This is a genomic window from Methylobacterium sp. J-070, assembly GCF_022829385.1.
Classification (GTDB): Bacteria; Pseudomonadota; Alphaproteobacteria; order Rhizobiales; family Beijerinckiaceae; genus Methylobacterium.
In genome coordinates, this window is the sequence record NZ_JAKSXX010000290.1 from 119,207 (window position 1) to 137,761 (window position 18,555).

The window sequence follows — 18,555 nt, forward strand, 5'->3', positions numbered from 1 at the left end:
CCTGGCGCGCGCCGCCTCGACATCTGCTGAATTGACCACCGATCGCCTCATTTTTGTGCAGCGCACAGGGCGCGGCAGCGCAGCAGGCAGGTCTTTCGGCCGTCTGATTTCCTCGATTTGAAGCAATGGGTTAGCGCCGGCCCGCCGGATTGGCACGGAACCTGCTCCGAGCTACGCGTCCGTCAACGGCGACGGACAGCACCGTCAGCGAGGCCGCTGATCCGGTCCTCCTGAGGCTGAAGCCCGCTGGGAGACGACCGGCAGCGGCTTTTTCGTGGGCGGTCCGCCAACGATCCTGCAATCGAGGTTCCAGACGCGATCGAGTGATGGCGACATTGCCTATCGACACCCCCGCCCATGAGACCCGCGTGCACGATGCGCGCGCCGAAACCGGCCTCCCACGCGAGCGACTCGTCGTCGTCGGCAACGGCATGGCCTCCCTGCGCTTTCTGGAGCGGCTGACCGAGGGCTCCCCCGGCCGCTTCGACGTGACCTGCGTGGGTGCCGAGCCCCGGGCCGCCTATAATCGCGTCCTGCTCTCCTCCCTGCTCGGCGGCGAGGTCGATGAGGCGGCCTGCGAGTTCCGCGGCCTGGACTGGTACGAGGCCCATGGCATCCGCCTCATCACCGGCGCGCCGGCCACGCAGATCGACCGGGAGAACAACCTGGTCGTCGTCGGCGAGACGCACGTCCTCCCCTACGACAAGCTGGTGCTCGCGGTGGGATCGGTTCCGATCCGCCTGCCGAAGCCCGGCATGGACCTGCCGGGGGTCATCACCTTCCGCGACCTGGCCGACGTCGCGGCGATCCGCCGGGCGGCCGTCCAGCACGCCCGGGCCATCGTCATCGGCGGCGGCCTCCTGGGGCTGGAGGCCGCGGTCGGCCTCGCGCGCCTCGGGGTCGACACGACGCTGCTCCACGTCATGGACCGGCTTATGGAGCGCCAGCTCGACCATCACGCCGCCGGGCTGGTGCGGCGCGCCATGGAGGCGCGCGGCGTGCGGGTGATCCTCCAGGCCGACACGGCACGGGTCGAGGGTGACGGCCGGGTCGAGGGCCTCGTCCTGGCGGACGGGACCCGGCTGCCGGCGGACCTCGTGGTGATGTCGGTGGGGGTGCGCCCGTCGGTAGCCCTGGCGCAGAGCGCGGGGCTGGACATCGGCCGGGGTATCACGGTCGACGACCGGATGACCACCTCGGATCCGCGCATCTTCGCCCTCGGGGAATGCGCCGAGCACCGCGGCCTCGTCTACGGGCTGGTCGAGCCGGCCTACGAGCACGCCGACACGCTGGCCCGCCACCTCGCCGGCCAATCGGCCGAGTATCGGGGGACGGCCCTGTCCACGAGCCTCAAGGTCTCCGGCCTGCCGGTGTTCTCCGCGGGGATCGTGGACACGCCCGACGACGCCGAGGCGGTCGTCCTGTCCGATCCCGGGGCAGGCCTCTACCGCAAGCTGCTGGTGCGGGAGGGCAGGCTGATCGGCGCCGTGTTCGTCGGCGACATCGCCGAGCAGGGCGCCTGCAAGGGCCTGATCCGCTCCGGCGCTCCGATCGAGAACGTGGACGACTTGATGTTCGGGCGCGCCGCGCCCGAGCCGCTGGCCGCTTAGGGAGGCACGGATGGCCGACACCCTCACCCCGACCGAAGCGGGCACCTTCGACGCCGAGCAGAAGCGCTTTCTCGAAGGCTTCGCCTCCGGGATCTCCGCCGTCAGGATGACCGGCGGCCTCGCCTCCGGCGGGGCCGGTGGGGCCGCGCCGCCGGCCGAGCCCATCGGACCGGACGCGATCCACGTCAAGGCGCAGGACAGGACCGTCAAGGACGGCGGCAAGCTCTGCGAGCAGGAGAAGTGGAAGCGCGCCGAGAACCCGTTCGACGGCCACAACCGCCTGATCCAAGAGGCGGCCTCCGGCAAGCAGCCCAAGCCCGAGGATAATTTCCGCTGGCGCTACCACGGCTTGTTCTGGGTCGCGCCGAACCAGGTCTCGTACATGTGCCGGATGCGGATCCCGAACGGGATCCTGCACCATTGGCAGTTCGCGGGCGTCGCCGACCTCGCCGATCAGCATGGCGGCGGCTACGTCCACGTGACGACGCGGGCCAACCTGCAGGTGCGCGAGATCAGCCCCGAGCACGCCCAGCCGTTCCTGGACGGGCTCACCGATATCGGCCTGACCGCCCGGGGCTCGGGGGCCGACAACATCCGCAACGTCACCGGCTCCTCGACCGCCGGCATCGACGCGCAGGAATTGCTCGACACGCGTCCGCTGGCGAAGTCCTGGCACAACTGGATCCTCAACGACCGCTCGCTCTACGGCCTGCCGCGCAAGTTCAACGTCGCCTTCGACGGCAGCGGCGTGATGCCGACCCTGGAGGAGACCAACGACATCGGCTTCCAGGCGGTGGAGGTGCTCGACGGCGCCGCCGTGGCGCCCGGCATCTGGATGCGCCTCGTGCTCGGCGGCATCTCGGGCCACCGGGACCTCGCCCGCGACACCGGCATCGTGCTCAAGCCCGAGGATTGCAACGCGGTCGCCGACGCGATCATCCGGGTGTTCATCGAGAACGGCGACCGGACCAACCGCAACAAGAGCCGGATGAAGTACGTCCTCGACGCCTGGGGCTTCGACAAGTACCTCGCCGCCGTCGAGGAGAAGCTCGGCCGCAAGCTCGATCGGGTGGATCCCGCGCATGTCGCGCCGCGCAAGCCCACCGACCGCTACGCCCATGTCGGCGTGCACGCGCAGAAGCAGCCCGGCCTGAACTGGATCGGCGTGGTCCTGCCGGTGGGCAAGATGACCAGCGATCAGGTCCGGGCGCTGGCCGAGATCGCCCGGGACTGCGGCGACGGCCAGATCCGTCTCACCGTCTGGCAGAACTTCATCTTTTCCGGCGTTCCGGACGCGAAGGTCGCCGAGGTCGAGGCCCGGGTCGAGGCGCTGGGGCTCTCCATCAAGGCGGCGGGCATCCGCTCCGGCCTCGTGGCCTGCACCGGCGCCCGGGGCTGCAAGTTCGCCGCCTCCGACACCAAGGGCCACGCCCTGATCATCGCCGACCATGTCGAGACGACCGTGCGGGAGCTCGACGTGCCGGTGAACGTCCACCTCACCGGCTGCCATCACAGCTGCGCCCAGCACTACATCGGCGATATCGGGCTGATCGGCGCCAAGGTCGTCGTCTCGGAGGAGGGCGATACCGTCGAGGGCTACGACATCGTGGTCGGCGGCGGCTTCGCCGAGAACCCGAAGATCGGCACCGAGATCTGGAAGGGCGTGAAAGCCGAGGATTGCCCCTCCCGCGTGGAGGCGCTGCTGCGCGCCTATCTCGACCGCCGCCAGGGGCCCGAGGAGAGCTTCCAGGCCTTCACCAGCCGCACCGGCGCGGAGGCGCTCCGCGACGCCGCCGAGGAACAGCCCGCCCTGAAGGCCGCCGCATGACCCAGCACGTCTCGCCCCCTCTGGTCCTGATTCCCGAGACCGCCCCGTTCGACGCCGACCAGCGGGCCTGGCTCTCGGGCTACTTCGCGGCGCTTCTCGGCCCTGCGGTCGAGGGCGCCACCGCCCTCGCCCCGGGCGAGGCGCCCGGCGCCGGCCCCCGCCTCGCCGACAACGACGACGCCCCCTGGCACGACCCCTCCGTTCCGATCGGCGAGCGGATGGAGATGGCCAAGGAGCGGCCCGAGCCGCAGAAGCTGATGGCCGCCATGGCCCAGCAGGATTGCGGTCAGTGCGGCTACAACTGCGCCGACTACGCCAACGCGATCTTCCTGAAGAACGAGGCGCGCCTGAATCTTTGCCAGCCCGGCGGCAAGGAAACCCTGCGCATGCTCAAGAAGCTGGAGGAGGAATTCGGGGCCGAAGGCGGCGCACCGGCGTCCCCGAAGGCGGACGCGGATGGCCAGCAGCCCGCGGCCGATCTCGGTCCGCTCGGCTATTGCCGCGAGAACCCCGTGGAGGCGCTGTTCCTGTCCCGCCGCCGCCTCAACGATCCGGGCGGCGAGAAGGAGACCTGGCACATCGAGATCGGCCTCGACGGCACGCCGATCCAGTACGAGGTCGGCGATTCCCTAGGCCTGTTCCCGGCCAACGCCCCGGCTCTGGTCGACGCGGTCATCGCGGAACTCGGCGCCCGGCCCGAACGGGTGATCGGCGCCCGGACCCTGCGCGACCACCTGCTCAAGGACTATGCACTGGGTGCCGCCCCGGACAACCTCTACCAGCTGCTCTCGCTGCTCACCTCGGGGGCGGCCCGCAAGAAGGCGCAGGCGCTGGCCTCCGGCGAGGATCCGGACGGCGACGCCGCCTATCTCGACGTGCTCGGCGCCCTGCACAAGTTCCCCGGTGCCCGGCCCGACGCCGAGGTCTTCCTGGAATCGCTCGACGAGTTGCAGCCGCGGCTCTACTCGATCTCCTCCTCGCCCAAGATGGATGTCGGCCGGGTCTCCCTGACGGTGGACGCGGTGCGCTACAACCACCGCTCGCGGCTGCGGCTGGGCGTGGCCTCCACGCATCTCGGCGAGCGGCTGCCCGAACAGACCCGGGTGAAGGTCTATCTGCAGAAGGCGCACGGCTTCGGCCTGCCGGCCGACCTGTCGAAGGACGTGATCATGTGCGGCCCCGGCACCGGCATCGCGCCGTTCCGGGCGTTCCTGCGCGAGCGCGCCGCCACGAAGGCGCCGGGCCGCAACTGGCTGTTCTACGGGCACCAGCGGCAGGCCTCGGACTTCTTCTACAAGGACGAGCTGACCAAGCTGAGGGACGACAAGGTCCTCACCCGCCTGTCGCTCGCCTGGTCCCGGGACGGCAGCGAGAAGACCTATGTCCAGGACCGGATGCGCGAGAACGGCGCCGACCTGTGGAAGTGGCTGGAGGGCGGCGCGCATTTCTACGTCTGCGGCGACGCCAAGCGCATGGCCAAGGATGTCGAGCGGGCGATCATCGACGTCGCAGCCAGCCACGGCGGAAAGAGCCCCGAGGATGCCGTCGCCTATTTCGCCGCGCTGAAGAAGGCCGGACGGTATCAGGCCGACGTGTACTGACCGGCCCCGACTCCGTGCGGGCCGCGACGTTCACGTCCGGGCCCGCGCGACACGCGACGCGCCCCTCGCCCGCACGGGCGCGGGGACACGCGCCCCATCCGGCGACGCGGCGGAGCTTCTGCGGGAGGGCGCGAGCGGCCCGCCTCTTGCGGGCACCGTGAACAAAAGACCTTCGAGGACCCAGCCATGCCCCTGTCCGTGGCAGATCCGACGGTGCGGACCACCTGCCCCTATTGCGGGGTCGGGTGCGGCGTGCTTGCCACCCCGGACGGGCAGGGGGGCGCCGCCATCGCGGGCGACACCGAGCACCCGGCCAATTACGGCCGCCTGTGCTCCAAGGGCTCGGCGCTCGGCGAGACGCTGTCGCTGGAGAACCGCCTGCTCCACCCGCAGGTCGACGGCGCCCGGGCCTCGTGGGACGCCGCCCTCGACACCGTCGTGGGCAAGTTGCGCGCTGTCGCCGAGGAACACGGGCCGGACGCGATCGCCTTCTATCTGTCGGGGCAGTTGCTGACCGAGGATTACTACGTCGCCAACAAGCTCGCGAAGGGCTTCATCGGCACGCCGCACGTCGACACCAACTCGCGGCTGTGCATGTCGAGCGCCGTGGCGGCGCACCGGCGGGCCTTTGGCTCCGACACGGTCCCCGGCTGCTACGAGGATCTCGACGAGGCCGACCTGATCGTGCTCGTCGGCTCCAACACGGCCTGGTGCCATCCCGTCCTGTTCCGCCGCATGGCGGACGCGAAGGCAAGGCGCGGCACGCAGTTCGTGGTGATCGACCCCCGCCGGACCCAGACCGCGCAGGAAGCCGACCTGTTCCTCGGCATCAGGCCGGGCACCGACGTGACCCTGTTCTCCGGGCTCCTCGTCCACCTCTCCGACAACGGCTTCCGCGACCGCGCCTTCATCGATTCCCACACGGCCGGGCTCGACGGCGCCCTGGAACGCGCCCGCGCGATCGCGCCGGATGTGGCGACGGTCGCCGCCGCCACCGGCGTGCCGGAGGCCGACATCGCGGCGTTCTACGCCCTGTTCGCCGGGACCCGCCGGGTGGTCACGGCGTTCTCGCAGGGCGTGAACCAGTCGGCCCAAGGGACCGACAAGGGCAACAGCATCATCAACTGCCACCTGATCACCGGCCGCATCGGCGAGACCGGGATGGGGCCGTTCTCGCTGACGGGCCAGCCCAACGCCATGGGCGGGCGCGAGGTCGGCGGCTTGGCCAACATGCTGGCCGCCCACATGCATTTCAGCCCCGAGGAGGTCGACCGGGTGCGCCGTTACTGGGCGGCGCCGCGGATCATCACCGGAGAGGGCATGAAGGCGGTCGCCCTGTTCGACGCGGTCGTCCGGGGCAAGATCAAGGCGCTCTGGGTGATGGGCACCAACCCGCTGGTCTCGATGCCGCAGGCCGACGTGATCCGCGAGGCCCTGAACGGCCTCGACCTCTACGTGGTCTCCGAAGCGGTGGCGGATTCCGACACCGCCCTGGGCCTCGGCAAGACGACGGTGCTGCTGCCGGCCCTGGCCTGGGGCGAGAAGGACGGCACGGTGACCAATTCCGAGCGGCGGATCTCGCGCCAGCGCCGCTTCCTCGCCGGTCCCGGCGAGGCCCGGCCCGACTGGGCGGTGCTGTCGGAGGTCGGCCGCCGGCTCGGCCACGGCCGGGCCTTCGCGTTCGACTCCGCCGCCGCGATCTTCCGCGAGCATGCCGGCCTCTCGGCCTTCGAGAACAACGGCACCCGCGACTTCGACCTCGGCGCGCTGACCGACCTCAGCGATGCCGCCTACGACGTGAACCTGCCGGTCCAGTGGCCGATCCCGAAGCGGTCCGGCCCCCGGGGGGCGCCGCAGGGCCGGGCGCGCCTGTTCGGAGACGGGCGGTTCTACACCTTCGACCGGCGAGCGCGCTTCGTGGCGGTGCAGCCGCCGGGCCTCGCGCTGGCGGTCTCGGAAGCCTTTCCCCTGGTGCTCAACACCGGCCGGGTGCGCGACCATTGGCACACCATGACGCGGACGGGGAAGAGCCAGCGCCTCTCGGCGCACCGCGCCGTTCCGTTCGTCGAAGTGCACCCGGACGACGCGGCGGCCCGGGGCCTCACCGACGGCGGCATCGCCCGGCTCACAACCGAACTCGGCGAAGCCGAACTGGAGGTGGTGGTCACCGACACGGTCGTGCCGGGCTGCCTGTTCATGCCGATGCACTGGGGCGGCGCCTTCGCGTCGAAGGCCCGGGTCGGCGCCCTGGTGCGCGGCGTGCCGGATCCGGTCTCGGGCCAGCCCGAGCTGAAGGCGACCCCGGCCGCCATCGCCCCGGCCGCCTACCGGGCCCGCGGGTTCCTGCTGTCGCGCCGACAGGTGGCGATGCCCGACGCGTGGTGGTGGGCGCGGGCCGCGATCACCGGCGGCTGGGGTGCGCAATTCGCCACGACGGCGGGTTCCAGCGCCGCGGCCCTGATGATGCGCGGGCTGATCCGGAGCGAGGCCCTGTCGGGCTGCGAGCTGGCCGAATACGCCGACCACGCCCGCGACCGCTACCGCTGCGCGGTCTATGACGGCGCGCGCCTCGTGGCGTGCCTCGCCTACGCCCCCGCGGCGGAGCGTCCGGACTGGGAGGCGGCCAAAGCCCTGTTCGCCACCGAGGAACCCGAGGCGGCTGAACGTCGGGCGCTGCTCTCGGGCCGCGCCGCCACCGCCGCGGCGGGTCCGGTGGTCTGCGCCTGTCACGGGGTCGGCGCCGACGTGATCGCCGCCACCATCGCGGCCGGCGCCGGCTCCGTGGAGTCGGTGGGCGCCGCCTGCAAGGCCGGCACGAATTGCGGCTCGTGCATACCGGAGATCCGCAAGATGCTGACCGGGCAGACCGCCCGCGCCGCGTGATTGTCTGATACACTCCGTGCGAAGACAGACCGGCCGTCCGACCCCACCGCCTCATCCCGAGGTGCGGCGCAGCCGCCTCGAAGGACCCCTCCAGACGGCATCGCGATCCCTGGAGGCCGCCTGCGAGGCCTCCGCCGCGCTCCGGCACCGCAGGATGAGGGCGTGGGCGGGACCGGCCCGATCAGGACGATTCAGGACGGACCCGTGAGCGATTCCCCCCTGCGCGCAGCCCGCGCGCCCCGCGAGACCAAGGCCGCCGGCCTGGAGCCGCTGGCGGTTCTGCCCGTCTTCGTGCCGCTGCGCGGCAAGCGCGTGGTGCTCGCCGGCTCGTCCGGGGGAGCGCCCTGGAAGGTGAAGGTCCTGGCCGCGGCCGGGGCTCACGTGGACGTCTACGCCCCCGAGCCCAGCGACGAGTTGCTGGCGGTCCCGGGCGAGATCGTCGACGGGCAGGTGGTGCTGCACGCGCGCGCCTGGAGGCCCGACGACCTCTGGGGCGCGGCCTTCTGCATCGGGGCCCTGGAGGACGAGGCCGACTGCGTCGCCTTCGTGGCGGCCGCCCGCGGGGCCGGCGCCATCGTCAACGCGGTGGACCGGCCGCATCTCTGCGACGTGAAGTTCGGCGCGATCGTCAACCGCTCGCCGCTGGTGGTGGGCATCTCCACCGAGGGCGCCGCGCCGGTTTTCGGCCAGACCGTCCGCGCGCGGATCGAGGCGATGCTGCCCCGCGGGTTCAGTCGCTGGGTCGCGGCCGCCCGGGACTGGCGGGACGGCGTGACCGCGCGCTTCCACGGGTTCAGTGAACGACGCAGCTTCTGGGAGCGCTTCACCGACCGCGCCTTCGCGGAACCCGACCGGGCGCCGTCCGATACGGACTTGGCCGAGCTGCTCGGCGAGACCGAGGCCGCCCCGAAGGGTGGGGCCGTGACCCTGGTGGGTGCGGGCCCCGGCGACGCGGAGCTGCTGACCCTCAAGGCCCTCCGGGCGCTCCGCAACGCCGACGTGATCCTGTACGACGACCTCGTCGCGCCGGAGATCCTCGACTACGCCCGCCGCGAGGCCCGCACCATGCTGGTGGGCAAGACCGGCCACGGCCCGTCCTGCCGGCAGGACGACATCAACGCGCTGATGGTGCAGCTCGCCCGCTCGGGCAAGCAGGTGGTCCGGCTGAAATCCGGCGATCCGCTGGTCTTCGGCCGGGCGGGCGAGGAGATCGAGGCCTGCCGGGCCGCCGGCATCGCCGTCACCGTGGTGCCGGGCGTCTCGGCCGCCCAGGGTGCGGCGGCGGCCCTCGGCCTGTCCCTGACCCACCGCGACGCCGCCCGCCGCCTGCAGTTCGTCACCGGCCACGACCGTCGCGGCGCCCTGCCGGACGATCTCAACTGGGGCGCCCTCGCGGATCCGAGCGTCACCACGGTGGTGTACATGCCCAAGCGCACCCTGCGGGCGCTCCTCGCCCGGGCGGTGGAGGAGGGCCTTGCCCCCTCGACTCCGGCGCTCCTCGTGTTCAACGCCACGCGCCCGAACCAGCAGGCCCTGCGCGGCACGGCGGTCGACCTCGCCGACCGGGTCGAGGCGGCCGGTCTCGACGGGCCGGCCCTTCTGATGGTCGGCGCGGCGTTCTCGGAGATGCGGGGCGCGCTTCCCGCCGAAGCGGAGCCGAGCCGCGTGGCGGTTTGAGGCGAAGACCGAGCCGGCCGGCACGCGCCCGAGAGCCGTCGGCGGCGCCGACGAACCGACGCGGCCGGCCCGCGCCGATCAGGTCTCGCCGGCCACGAAGGCCCGCATCAGGTAGTTGGCGATCGCCATCGGCGGCGGCGCCTGGATCCCCTCGGGGTGCGTGCCCGCCAGCATGGCCGCGACATCGGACCGGGTGAACCAGCGGGCATCCTCCAGCTCGCTCGGATCGGCCACGATGGTCCCGTCGAGGGCCTCGGCGGCGCAGCCGAGCATCAGCGACGACGGGAACGGCCACGGCTGCGAGGTGCGGTAGGTGACCGCGCCGACGCGGATCCGCGTCTCCTCGAAGACCTCGCGGCGCACCGCGTCCTCGATCGTCTCGCCGGGCTCGAGGAAGCCCGCGAGGCAGGAGAACATGTGCGGCCGGAAATGCGGCCCGCGGCCCAAGAGGCAGGTCTCGCCGCGGCGCACCAGCATGATCACCACCGGGTCGACCCGGGGGAAGTGGTGGGCCGCGCAGGACGGGCATTCGCGGCGGAAGCCGCCGGCCTTCGCCAGAGTCGCCGTGCCGCAATTGGCACAGAAGCCGTGGCGGGCGTGCCAGTCCAGCATCGACTTGGCCACCGCCAGAAGCCCCAGCTCGTCGGCCTCCACGGCCGACTCGGTGGCGATCGAGCGGAGATCGAGGGTCCGGGTCCGGTCGTCGGCGAACCGCTCGGCCGATGCGGCGGGGGCCGCGGCGGCGAAGACCGGTCGCCCGTCCCGGTGCCCGAGGAAGATCCGCATCGCGGTGTCGAGACCGGCCGCGTCGGCCGGGGCGACCAGCGCGCTCCCCCCGCGCAGGACGATCCGGTCGCCGCAGATCAAGACCAGATGGGCATCGGGCGCGTCGAAGGCGGGCACCGCCGCCTCGGGCTGCTCTGCCGAATGCCGGTCGAGACGGTTCAGGACGAAGCCCAGGGTGTCGCGGGGGTCGGTCATGATGGGATTCAGGCCGCGGTGAACAGGGCGCCGGCGCGCTCGAGGAGCTGAGCGCGGGCGTGGAGCGGGTAGGGCTTGCGCGTCTCGAAGCCCCAGACGGGCCCGGGCCAAGCCGGATCCGAGCGGAAACGTCCGACCACGTGGACGTGGAGCTGGGCCACCACGTTGCCGAGGGCACCGACATTCACCTTGTCGGGACTGGACAGGGCCTGAATCACGCCGACGGCGAGACGGATCTCGCGCCAGAGCGTGTCCGCATCGGCCTCGGACAGGTCTGTGACCTCGGCCACGGCCGGGCGGCGCGGCACCAGGATCAGCCAGGGGAACCGGGCATCGTCCATCAGGAGGACGCGGCTCAGGGTGAGGTCGCCCACCTCGGCGGTGTCGGCGGCCAGGCGCGGGTCGAGGGTGAAGTGCGAGTCGCTCATCGCCGACCGATGTAGCGCAGCGCGCGCGCCGGCGCGCGTTCCGACGGCGAAAACGGTGACGCAGCCCCGGGGTACACGGCCGGTCCGATCAGAGCCCCGGCACGACCCCCTGCCGTCCGACCGCGACCGTGCCCGCCTCGAGGGCGCCGTCCGCCTCCGAGCGCGCGAAGATCGTGACGGCGGCGCCGGGTTCGAGCAGGGCCTTCTCGCCGGGCGAGAGCTGGGTCACCGGCGTGTCGGCGGGGATGTCGAAGGTCGATTGGCCGCCGCGATAGGCGAGCCCGAGCCGGAGCGGCGCACCGCCCCGGAGGTCGGCCACCCAGCCGGCCGTCAGGGTGGCGCCGGGCTCGCCGTCCCAGGGTTGGGTCCCGGCCTCGAACCCGCGCTCGGAGGGGGAATACAGCGTCACCGACAGGGCGCGCCGCGGCTCCGACCCCGGGGCGCCGACCACGCTGACATAGCTCTCCGGCTTGATCGCCCGGAGGGCCGACTCGTTGACCGCGTAGACCCGGGTCCGCGGCGTCATCCGCAGGGTGAGGGTGCTGCCGCCGGCGCGCCGGATCTCCAGGCGGTCGGCCTCGGCCCGCATCACGACCCCGCGGAACCGGGCGGCCGCGGGCTCCGCCCGGACGGCGGCGACGGCGACCAGGGACAGCAGGGCGGCCAGGATGAGGCGTTGCACGGGTCTCGTCACGGGGCTCCCAATCGCTGCGGGGCGGATGCCGGACCCGAACGCCGCTCCGGAGCCGCAGTTCCCCATCAGACCGCGCGGGCGCGGTCCCGCTCGTCTCAATGCGCCATCAGAACCGGCATGTCGGCGTGGGCGAGCACGTGACTGGTGACGCCCCCGAAGATCATCTGGCGCAGGCGGCTCTGAGTGTAGGCGCCCTTGATCAGCAGATCGCAGCCGAAGGCGCTGGCCTCGGCCAGGAAGGTCTCGCCCGGCGCGCGCCGGCCCGCCAGCAGGGCCCGGTGGGTCGCGTCCACGCCCTCGCAGGCCAGGGCCTGGGCGAGGTCCTGCGCGGTCGGGCCCGGCACCATGCCGCCCTCGACGCTGAGCACCATCACCCGCGCGGCCTTCCGCAGGAACGGCATGGCGAAGGCCACGGCCCGGGCGGTCTCGGTGGAGCCGTTCCAGGCGATCAGAACCGCCTCGCCGAGGCTGGCCGGCGGGGTCGGCGGCGCGAGCAGGATCGGCCGGCCGCTCTCGAACAGGGCGGTCTCGAAGGTGGTCATGCGCGGCGCGTTGTCGGAGGTCCCCGGACGGCCCACCACGGTGGCCGAGAACAGCCGCGCGTACTGGCCCAGGAACGCGTCGCCGGTGGGCACGTCCTGCCGCCACCGGTAACGCGGGCCCGCGTCGGCCACCCGGTCCGGGATGCACAACCCGTCGCGGGCGTGGCGCGGGACGCCGGCGGCGTCCATGAAGGCGATGAACCGGCCGCCCGCCTCCTCGGCCTCGGCGCGGTCGGCCTCCTCGTCCCGCAGCCAGGTCATGCCGCCGACCATGTCGACCGGGACATATTCGGCGAGCGCCGGGCGCAGGGAGACGCCCTCGATCAGGCTGCCGAAGCGCGTCGCCGCCAGCCGCGTCGTCTCGAAGACGGAGGGCAGGGCGTCGTGCATCGCGACGGGTACGAGCAGAGTCTTCATGGCGGCGTCCTCCTCTGGGGCGAAGGCTAATCCGGGCGGCGTCCGTGGGGAACCGGTCCCGGGGCGGCGCGCACACGGATTTGCCCGTCGCCCGGGTCGAGGGCGGCCCGGAGCCGGCGGCTCAAGGGCCGCTCGACGAGGCGGTGGACGAGGAGGGCGGCCCCGACGCTGGCCAGCAGCATCGCGACCATGCCGCCCCAGGGGTGAAGCGCGGGGGCGAGGCCGAGCCGCATCAGGACCTCACGTCCCAGACGCAGGACGAAGGGATGCACGAGATAAAGGGCGTAGGAGGCGTCGCCGAGGGCCGCGAGGGCGCGCAGTGGGGCCGGCCGGTGCGCGCTCTGCGCCGCATCGTGTCCCGGACCCAGGGACGCCGCCACCAGTAAGGCCGCCGGCACCCCGACGAGGAGCGGGCGCAGGATTCCGTCGGCGCCGTCCAGGCCGGCCAACGCCCGGGCGGCGAGCAGCAGGCCGAGGACGCCGAGCATCGCGAACCCGACCCGGACCGGGGCCGCCGGTCGGAAACCCTCTTGGTAGGCGAGGGCCAGGACGGCCCCCGCGGCGAATTCGAGAACGATGGGATCCGCCCAGAACCGGACCGGCAGCGGCAGATCCGGCACGACGGCGCCGGCCGCCGCGAGGAGCCCCAGGATCGCCACCAGCCAGGCCACGGCGGCGCGCCGGCCGAAGCCCAGACCGGCGGCGAAGAGGACGTAGAAGAAGGCCTCGTAGTTCAGGGTCCACCCCAATCCGTAGAGCGGCTGGACGGTGCCGTCGGGCCGGGCGGCCGGCCAGAACAGGAACCCGGCGAGGAGATAGGCGGGTTCGCGGGCCAGGGAGGCGGCCTCCCCGAGGAGGTCCGGACGCGCCAGGGCGAGGCCCAGATAGAGGAGGCTCGCCAGCCAGTAGAGCGGCACCACCCGGGCGATCCGGTGGGCGAGGAAACGGGCCCGGCCGCCCGGCGTCCCGCGCTGGCGCCCGCTCGCCAGCACGATGACGAAGCCGGAGATCACGAAGAACAGGTCGACCCCGCCCCACCAGGGCAGGAGCGTCCCGGGATCGAGGGAAGGGCCGGCGCCGCGCTCCGCCAGCAACCCAGCCTCGTGGCGCGCGTGGTGCCACGTGACCATCAGGGCCGCGACGGCGCGCAGGATCTGGATCGCGACGAGGGTCACCGGCCGATCCGCCGCCACGCGGAGGTCGGCGTCCCATCCGCGCCGACGATCCGGGCCGGCGCGGCACCGGGCCCGGAGCCGCGCACCATGCTGCGGAGGACGCTCACCCGGCCGACCCATCCGACGCGAAAACCGGAGGAACCATAGGCCGATGGCATCGTTGACGCACCAACTCGCGAACGTGCCGGGGTGAGATTCATCGCCCTGCGCCTCCGGCAGGCCATGCCGATTCGCACATTCCTCTCAATCCGAGGTTCCTTATGCTGAAGACTTATGCTGCCGCTTCCGCGCTGGTCCTGGGGCTCTCGGCCCCCGCGTTCGCCCAGAGCGCGAACGATTTCCGCCTCCAGTCGATGCAGGCGAACACCTTCGAGATCCAGTCGTCGCAGATCGCCCTGTCCAAGTCGCGCAACCCGCGGATCCGCTCCTACGCTCAGGAGGTGATCCGCGATCACCGCGCCGCCAATGTGGCGCTTGCCGGCGGTCAGCCCGGCGCGATGGCGGCCGGCGATCCCGGCCTCGGCGGCCTGGTCACGGCCCCGATCGCGGTGGCCGGCAGCGCCGTGGGCGCCGGTGTCGGCGCGGCGACCGGCGTGGTCGGCGGCACGCTGGCGGGCGGCCCGGTCGGCGGCCTTGAGGGCGCGGGTGCCGGTGCGGCGAATGGCGCCGCCGCGGGCGGTCGCCTGGGCCGCGGCGATGTGGCCGCGACCGGTGCCTCGAACCTGGTGGCGCCGAGCCCCGAGCAGCAGGCGATGCTGTCCGAGCTGGCTGCGGCCCCGGCGGGCCCGCGCTTCGACCGCGTCTACGCCACCCAGCAGATCCAGGCGCATCAGATGTCGATCGCGATGACCCAGGCCTATGCCCAGGGCGGCCCGAACCCGGCCCTGCGCAACTACGCGCAGCAGGCTCTGCCGGCTCTGCAGATGCACTTCTCGGAGGCCCAGCGCCTTCCGGGCGCGATGTAAGTCCGACTGGACGTCGGGCGATCCGGCCGCGGCCGGGTCGCAGCGGTCGGCGGCGGGTGCGAACCCGCCGCCGTCTTTTTTTGACCGGCGCCTCCGGCAAACGCCGGTTCGACTCCGCGACCGCAGCCGAGCCCCCCGGGCATCGGTCCGGCCCCGTCTGAATCCCGGCGGGTCGGGGACGCGGTCGGGCGTGGCCGCGTCAGTCGCACGTCACGGCGGCGACCGACCGGACAGGCAGGCCCGCGGTATCGATCGGCGGCTTGAACTCGCCGGTCTGCGGATCGCGCACCAGCAGGGAACCGTTGGCCACGCCGAAATGCGCGCCGTGCAGTTCGAGCCGGCCGTCGTCGACCCGCTCCTTCACGAACGGGAAGGTCTTCAGGTTGTCGATGCCCTGCGTGACCACGGCGTATTCCAGCCGGGTCAGGTAGTCCGGGGCCTCGGGATCCCCCGCCTTGTCCTCCGCCTGACCGACAAGCGACACCCACTTGCCGATGAAGTCGCCGGGCGAGAGCGGCTTGGCCTTGTTGGCGTAGGCCTTGATGCCGCCGCAGGTCGCGTGGCCGAGCACGACGATGTGCTTCACCTCCAGGGCCTGGACGGCGAATTCCAGCGCCGCGGAGGTCCCGTGATACTGGCCGTCGGGCTGATAGATCGGCACGATGTTGGCCACGTTGCGGATCGTGAACAGCTCGCCCGGCCCGGCATTGAAGATCGCGCTCGGTGAGACCCGGCTGTCGCAGCAGCTGATCACCAGGATCTCCGGCGTCTGGCTGTCGGCAAGCTGTGCGAAGCGCCGGCGCTCGGTCGGGAATCGGGCCTCCAGGAACGACCGGTAGCCTTCTGTCAGATAGATGGGGAACATCAGATCACCTTCGGTTGGGGACACGCCGCTCCGGTAGGGCCGAACCTACCGCTCTTGCCAAGCCAGAACGCGCGGATCGGAGGGAATAGTCCCGCGCGCGAGTTCGGCCGCGAGATCGGCGAGACCTGCCGGCTCGACGCGCTCGCCGCTCGCGCGCAACTCGGCGATCGGCCACCAGCGGGTGCCCAGCACCGGGTTGTCCTCGGTCTCGGCGAGGCGGCTGGTATCGACCTGGTCGTCGGGCAGACGGACCAGGAAATACCGCTCGCGGGCATCCCGTGACTGGCGGAACAGGTGAAACGGGCCGTCGCAGACGGCGACCTGCGGGCCGATCGTCACGTCGGCGCGGCCGATCTCCTCGTCCAGTTCCCGCCGGCACGCCGTGACGTGGTCCTCGCCGGGCTCCAGACCGCCGCCGGGCATGAACCAGAAGCGCAGGGGCGCGCCGTCCGGCCCCTTCGCGTGGACCGACGCGTAGGCGATCAGCAGGATCCGGTCCTGGGGATCGAGGACGATCGCCCGGGCGATGTGGCGGATCGGGAGGGATGTCGGTGCGCTCATGGCGCCAGAGCTAGGGCTTCGACCGCGGAAAAACACTCATTCCGTGCCGGAGGGCGGGCGCGATGGCGGAACCGCCGGGGCGTCCGGCTCGGCCGCGATGGTCCGCACGGCCGGCGTCCAGATCACCACCGGCAGGCCGTGCGCGTCGCGCTCCGGCACCGCCGGAAGGGGTCGCGCGCAGCCCTCAAGGATGTCGCGCGCCACCACCAGCGCGGCCAGGGCATCGAGATGGTCGTCCTCCGGAATGCCCCGGACCCTGGCGTCGATCAGCGCCGCCGGGAGACTCGCCGCGGCGAGGAGCGCCCGCCGGAGGTCCAGCCCCGCCCGCGCCCGGGGGCCCTTCTTGGACAGGCCGAGGGGCCGGTCGCCGTTGAGGGCGTGGAACGCAACCTCGGGGTGGACTTCGTGGATCCGGTCGCGCGCCTCCGGGCGCTCGCGCAGCAGCGTGTCGACCGCGCGGACGTAGCGGAAGATGTTGTAGCCCTGGATCGAGGGCGCGAAGGGCGGCTCGCTGGCGGCCCGCGAGGCGGCCTTGGCGGCCGCGTAATCGGGCGCGTAGACGGCGGCCCGCGGCGGCATCGGGAAGACCGACGACCGGGCCGGCCCGAGCCGGGCGCGGGCCGCCAGATCGGCCGCCCGGCCGCGGCCGACGATCCGGTCGGGCAGGCCGATCGGCACGTCGATCCCGACGACGAGGGGCCGTTCCGGCGCGTCGAGGAGCGCGGCCACATCGGGAAAGCGGGCACAGCGGTGCCGACCGGGATCGTCGAGATCGAGGAGCGCGCCCGCCCACGCCCCCCGGCATCCATCCAGGCCCGCAACCCAGCGCGTCATATCGCGCCTCCCCCCCGCCGCCCGCGCGGAACCGGGCCCGCGTTCTTGCCCGCATGGCCGCGGAAAGCTATCCGCGTCGCGGCGGCCACCGCCGCCTCGGGAGAAACGTGATGAGCGAGATCCGTCCCCGCCGCAGCGTCCTGGCCATGCCCGGCTCCAACGCGCGGGCCCTGGAGAAGGCGCAGACTCTTCCCGCCGACGTGATCCTGATCGATCTGGAGGATGGCACCGCCCCCGAGATGAAGGATGCGGCCCGCGCCCAGGTGGCGGAGGCGGTCGCCCGGCGCGGCTTCGGTCCCCGCGAGGTGGTGGTGCGGATCAACCCGCCCGATACCGACGACGGGGAGGCCGACCTCGCGGCGCTCGCCGCGGCTGCGCCGGACGCCATCCTGGTGCCGAAGGTGCGCAGCTCGGACGCGCTGATCGCCGCGGGCTCGCGCCTGCGCCGGCTCGGCGCGCCGGTCGCGACCCGCATCTGGGCGATGATCGAGACCCCGATGGCGGTGGTCAACGCCGCCGAAATCGCGGGCGCCGCGCGGGATGTGGACGGGCGGCTCTCCGCCCTGGTGATCGGCCCCAACGACCTCCTGAAGGCCGCGCGGATCCGGCCGCCGGGGCGCGCCGCCCTGATGCCGTGGCTGATGAGCGTGCTGGCTGCGGCCCGGGCCTACGAGATCGAGGCGATCGACGGCGTCTTCACCGACCTGCGCGACGCGGCGGGGTTCGAGGCCGAGTGCGCGCAGGGGCGTGATCTGGGGTTCGACGGCAAGATGCTGATCCATCCAAGCCAGATCGCCCCGGCCAACGCCGCCTTCGGGCCGGAGGCCGCGGAGATCGCCGAGGCGCGCCGGCTGATGGACCTCTTCGAGGCCCCGGAGAACCGGGATCGCGGGGTCGTCGCGGTCGACGGCCGGATGGTCGAGCGCCTCCATGTCGAGGCGGCCCGGCGCACGCTCGCCATGGCCGGAGCGATCGCGCGGCTCGGCGCGTGAACGCCGGACCGGGCAACCTGCCGGAGGTCGGCCTGCGCCTCCTCGACGAGCGGCTGACCGCGTGGGGCTTCCCGCGCTGGGGATCGGCGGCGGCCGCGGGCCTCGACCTGCACGCCTGCCTCGACGGGCCGCTGATCCTGCCGCCCCGCGGTCGGCCGGCGCTGGTCCCCGCGGGCTTCAGCGTTCTGATCCGCGATCCGGACTGGTGCGGCCTGATCGTCCCCCGCTCCGGCCGCGGCCACCGGGACGGGCTGGTGCTGGGGAACGGCACCGGCGTCATCGACGCGGATTACGAGGGTCCGCTGATGGTCTCCGCCTGGAACCGCGACGACGCCACGCCGATCCGCATCGAGCCCGGCGAGCGGATCGCGCAGCTGGTCTTCACGCGCATCGCCCGGCCGGTCCTGACCGTTCTGACGGACGAGTCCGGCCCCGGGTCAGGGCGCGGCGCGGGCGGGTTCGGATCGAGCGGGCGTTAGCGGCGGAGATCCCTCCGCGTCGC

At 72.8% G+C, this 18,555-nt stretch carries 16 protein-coding genes; 8 read left to right on the plus strand and 8 right to left on the minus strand.

Going from position 1 to position 18,555, the window contains the following annotated elements:
• The first annotated feature begins 326 nt into the window (after window positions 1-326).
• The 5 genes from MKL01_RS32580 (at window position 327) to cysG (ending at window position 9,599) form a co-directional block, all read left to right on the plus strand.
• Window positions 327-1,610: an NAD(P)/FAD-dependent oxidoreductase gene (locus tag MKL01_RS32580; RefSeq protein ID WP_279605032.1), complete on the plus strand. Its 1,284-nt coding sequence runs from the start codon at window positions 327-329 to the stop codon at window positions 1,608-1,610.
• 10 nt (window positions 1,611-1,620) lie between these two features.
• Entirely contained in the window at window positions 1,621-3,438 is a 1,818-nt protein-coding gene (locus MKL01_RS32585) for a NirA family protein (protein WP_243909308.1), read from the plus strand.
• Window positions 3,435-5,039: a sulfite reductase subunit alpha gene (locus MKL01_RS32590; RefSeq protein ID WP_243909309.1), complete on the plus strand. Its 1,605-nt coding sequence runs from the start codon at window positions 3,435-3,437 to the stop codon at window positions 5,037-5,039. The genes MKL01_RS32585 and MKL01_RS32590 overlap by 4 nt, the downstream gene beginning before the upstream one ends.
• Window positions 5,040-5,225: 186 nt before the next feature.
• Complete coding sequence (locus MKL01_RS32595) at window positions 5,226-7,922, plus strand: nitrate reductase (RefSeq protein ID WP_243909310.1); 2,697 nt, start codon at window positions 5,226-5,228, stop codon at window positions 7,920-7,922.
• Between the two features lie 204 nt (window positions 7,923-8,126).
• A complete protein-coding gene (cysG, locus tag MKL01_RS32600; protein WP_243909311.1) occupies window positions 8,127-9,599 on the plus strand; it encodes a siroheme synthase CysG in 1,473 nt (490 codons plus the stop codon).
• A gap of 78 nt (window positions 9,600-9,677) precedes the next feature.
• Here cysG and nudC read toward each other — a convergent pair whose 3' ends face one another.
• The 5 genes from nudC to MKL01_RS32625 form a co-directional block, all read right to left on the minus strand.
• On the minus strand, window positions 9,678-10,580 hold the full coding sequence (gene nudC, locus MKL01_RS32605) for an NAD(+) diphosphatase (RefSeq protein WP_243909312.1): 903 nt from the start codon (window positions 10,578-10,580) through the stop codon (window positions 9,678-9,680).
• Window positions 10,581-10,588: 8 nt separating this feature from the next.
• Window positions 10,589-11,008 (minus strand): HIT domain-containing protein, encoded by a 420-nt coding sequence (locus MKL01_RS32610; RefSeq protein WP_243909313.1) that lies wholly within the window; start codon window positions 11,006-11,008, stop codon window positions 10,589-10,591.
• 88 nt (window positions 11,009-11,096) lie between these two features.
• Window positions 11,097-11,690: a hypothetical protein gene (locus MKL01_RS32615; RefSeq protein WP_243909314.1), complete on the minus strand. Its 594-nt coding sequence runs from the start codon at window positions 11,688-11,690 to the stop codon at window positions 11,097-11,099.
• A gap of 107 nt (window positions 11,691-11,797) precedes the next feature.
• A complete protein-coding gene (locus MKL01_RS32620; RefSeq protein ID WP_243909315.1) occupies window positions 11,798-12,661 on the minus strand; it encodes a universal stress protein in 864 nt (287 codons plus the stop codon).
• A 26-nt stretch (window positions 12,662-12,687) separates the two neighbouring features.
• A complete protein-coding gene (locus MKL01_RS32625) occupies window positions 12,688-13,821 on the minus strand; it encodes an acyltransferase family protein (RefSeq protein WP_409566398.1) in 1,134 nt (377 codons plus the stop codon).
• Window positions 13,822-14,096: 275 nt separating this feature from the next.
• Here MKL01_RS32625 and MKL01_RS32630 point away from each other — a divergent pair, with 275 nt between their 5' ends.
• Entirely contained in the window at window positions 14,097-14,801 is a 705-nt protein-coding gene (locus MKL01_RS32630; RefSeq protein ID WP_243909317.1) for a DUF4142 domain-containing protein, read from the plus strand.
• Window positions 14,802-15,000: 199 nt separating this feature from the next.
• Here the strand turns inward: MKL01_RS32630 and MKL01_RS32635 are convergent, their stop codons facing one another.
• From MKL01_RS32635 to MKL01_RS32645, 3 genes are read right to left on the minus strand one after another with little or no spacing between them, the layout of a single operon-like run.
• Window positions 15,001-15,666 carry a carbonic anhydrase gene (locus MKL01_RS32635; RefSeq protein ID WP_243909318.1) on the minus strand — a complete coding sequence of 222 codons (666 nt, stop codon included), beginning with the start codon at window positions 15,664-15,666 and terminating at the stop codon, window positions 15,001-15,003.
• A 45-nt stretch (window positions 15,667-15,711) separates the two neighbouring features.
• The gene (locus tag MKL01_RS32640) at window positions 15,712-16,227 is read right to left on the minus strand and encodes an NUDIX hydrolase (protein WP_243909319.1); all 516 of its coding nucleotides are present in this window, start codon (window positions 16,225-16,227) and stop codon (window positions 15,712-15,714) included.
• A gap of 36 nt (window positions 16,228-16,263) precedes the next feature.
• Window positions 16,264-17,061, minus strand: a complete 798-nt coding sequence (locus MKL01_RS32645) for a DUF429 domain-containing protein (RefSeq protein WP_243909320.1) — start codon at window positions 17,059-17,061, stop codon at window positions 16,264-16,266.
• 110 nt (window positions 17,062-17,171) lie between these two features.
• Between MKL01_RS32645 and MKL01_RS32650 the strand changes: the two genes are divergently transcribed.
• On the plus strand, window positions 17,172-18,053 hold the full coding sequence (locus MKL01_RS32650) for an HpcH/HpaI aldolase/citrate lyase family protein (protein WP_243909321.1): 882 nt from the start codon (window positions 17,172-17,174) through the stop codon (window positions 18,051-18,053).
• Complete coding sequence (dut, locus tag MKL01_RS32655) at window positions 18,050-18,532, plus strand: dUTP diphosphatase (RefSeq protein ID WP_243909322.1); 483 nt, start codon at window positions 18,050-18,052, stop codon at window positions 18,530-18,532. The genes MKL01_RS32650 and dut overlap by 4 nt, the downstream gene beginning before the upstream one ends.
• Window positions 18,533-18,555: the final 23 nt, after the last annotated feature.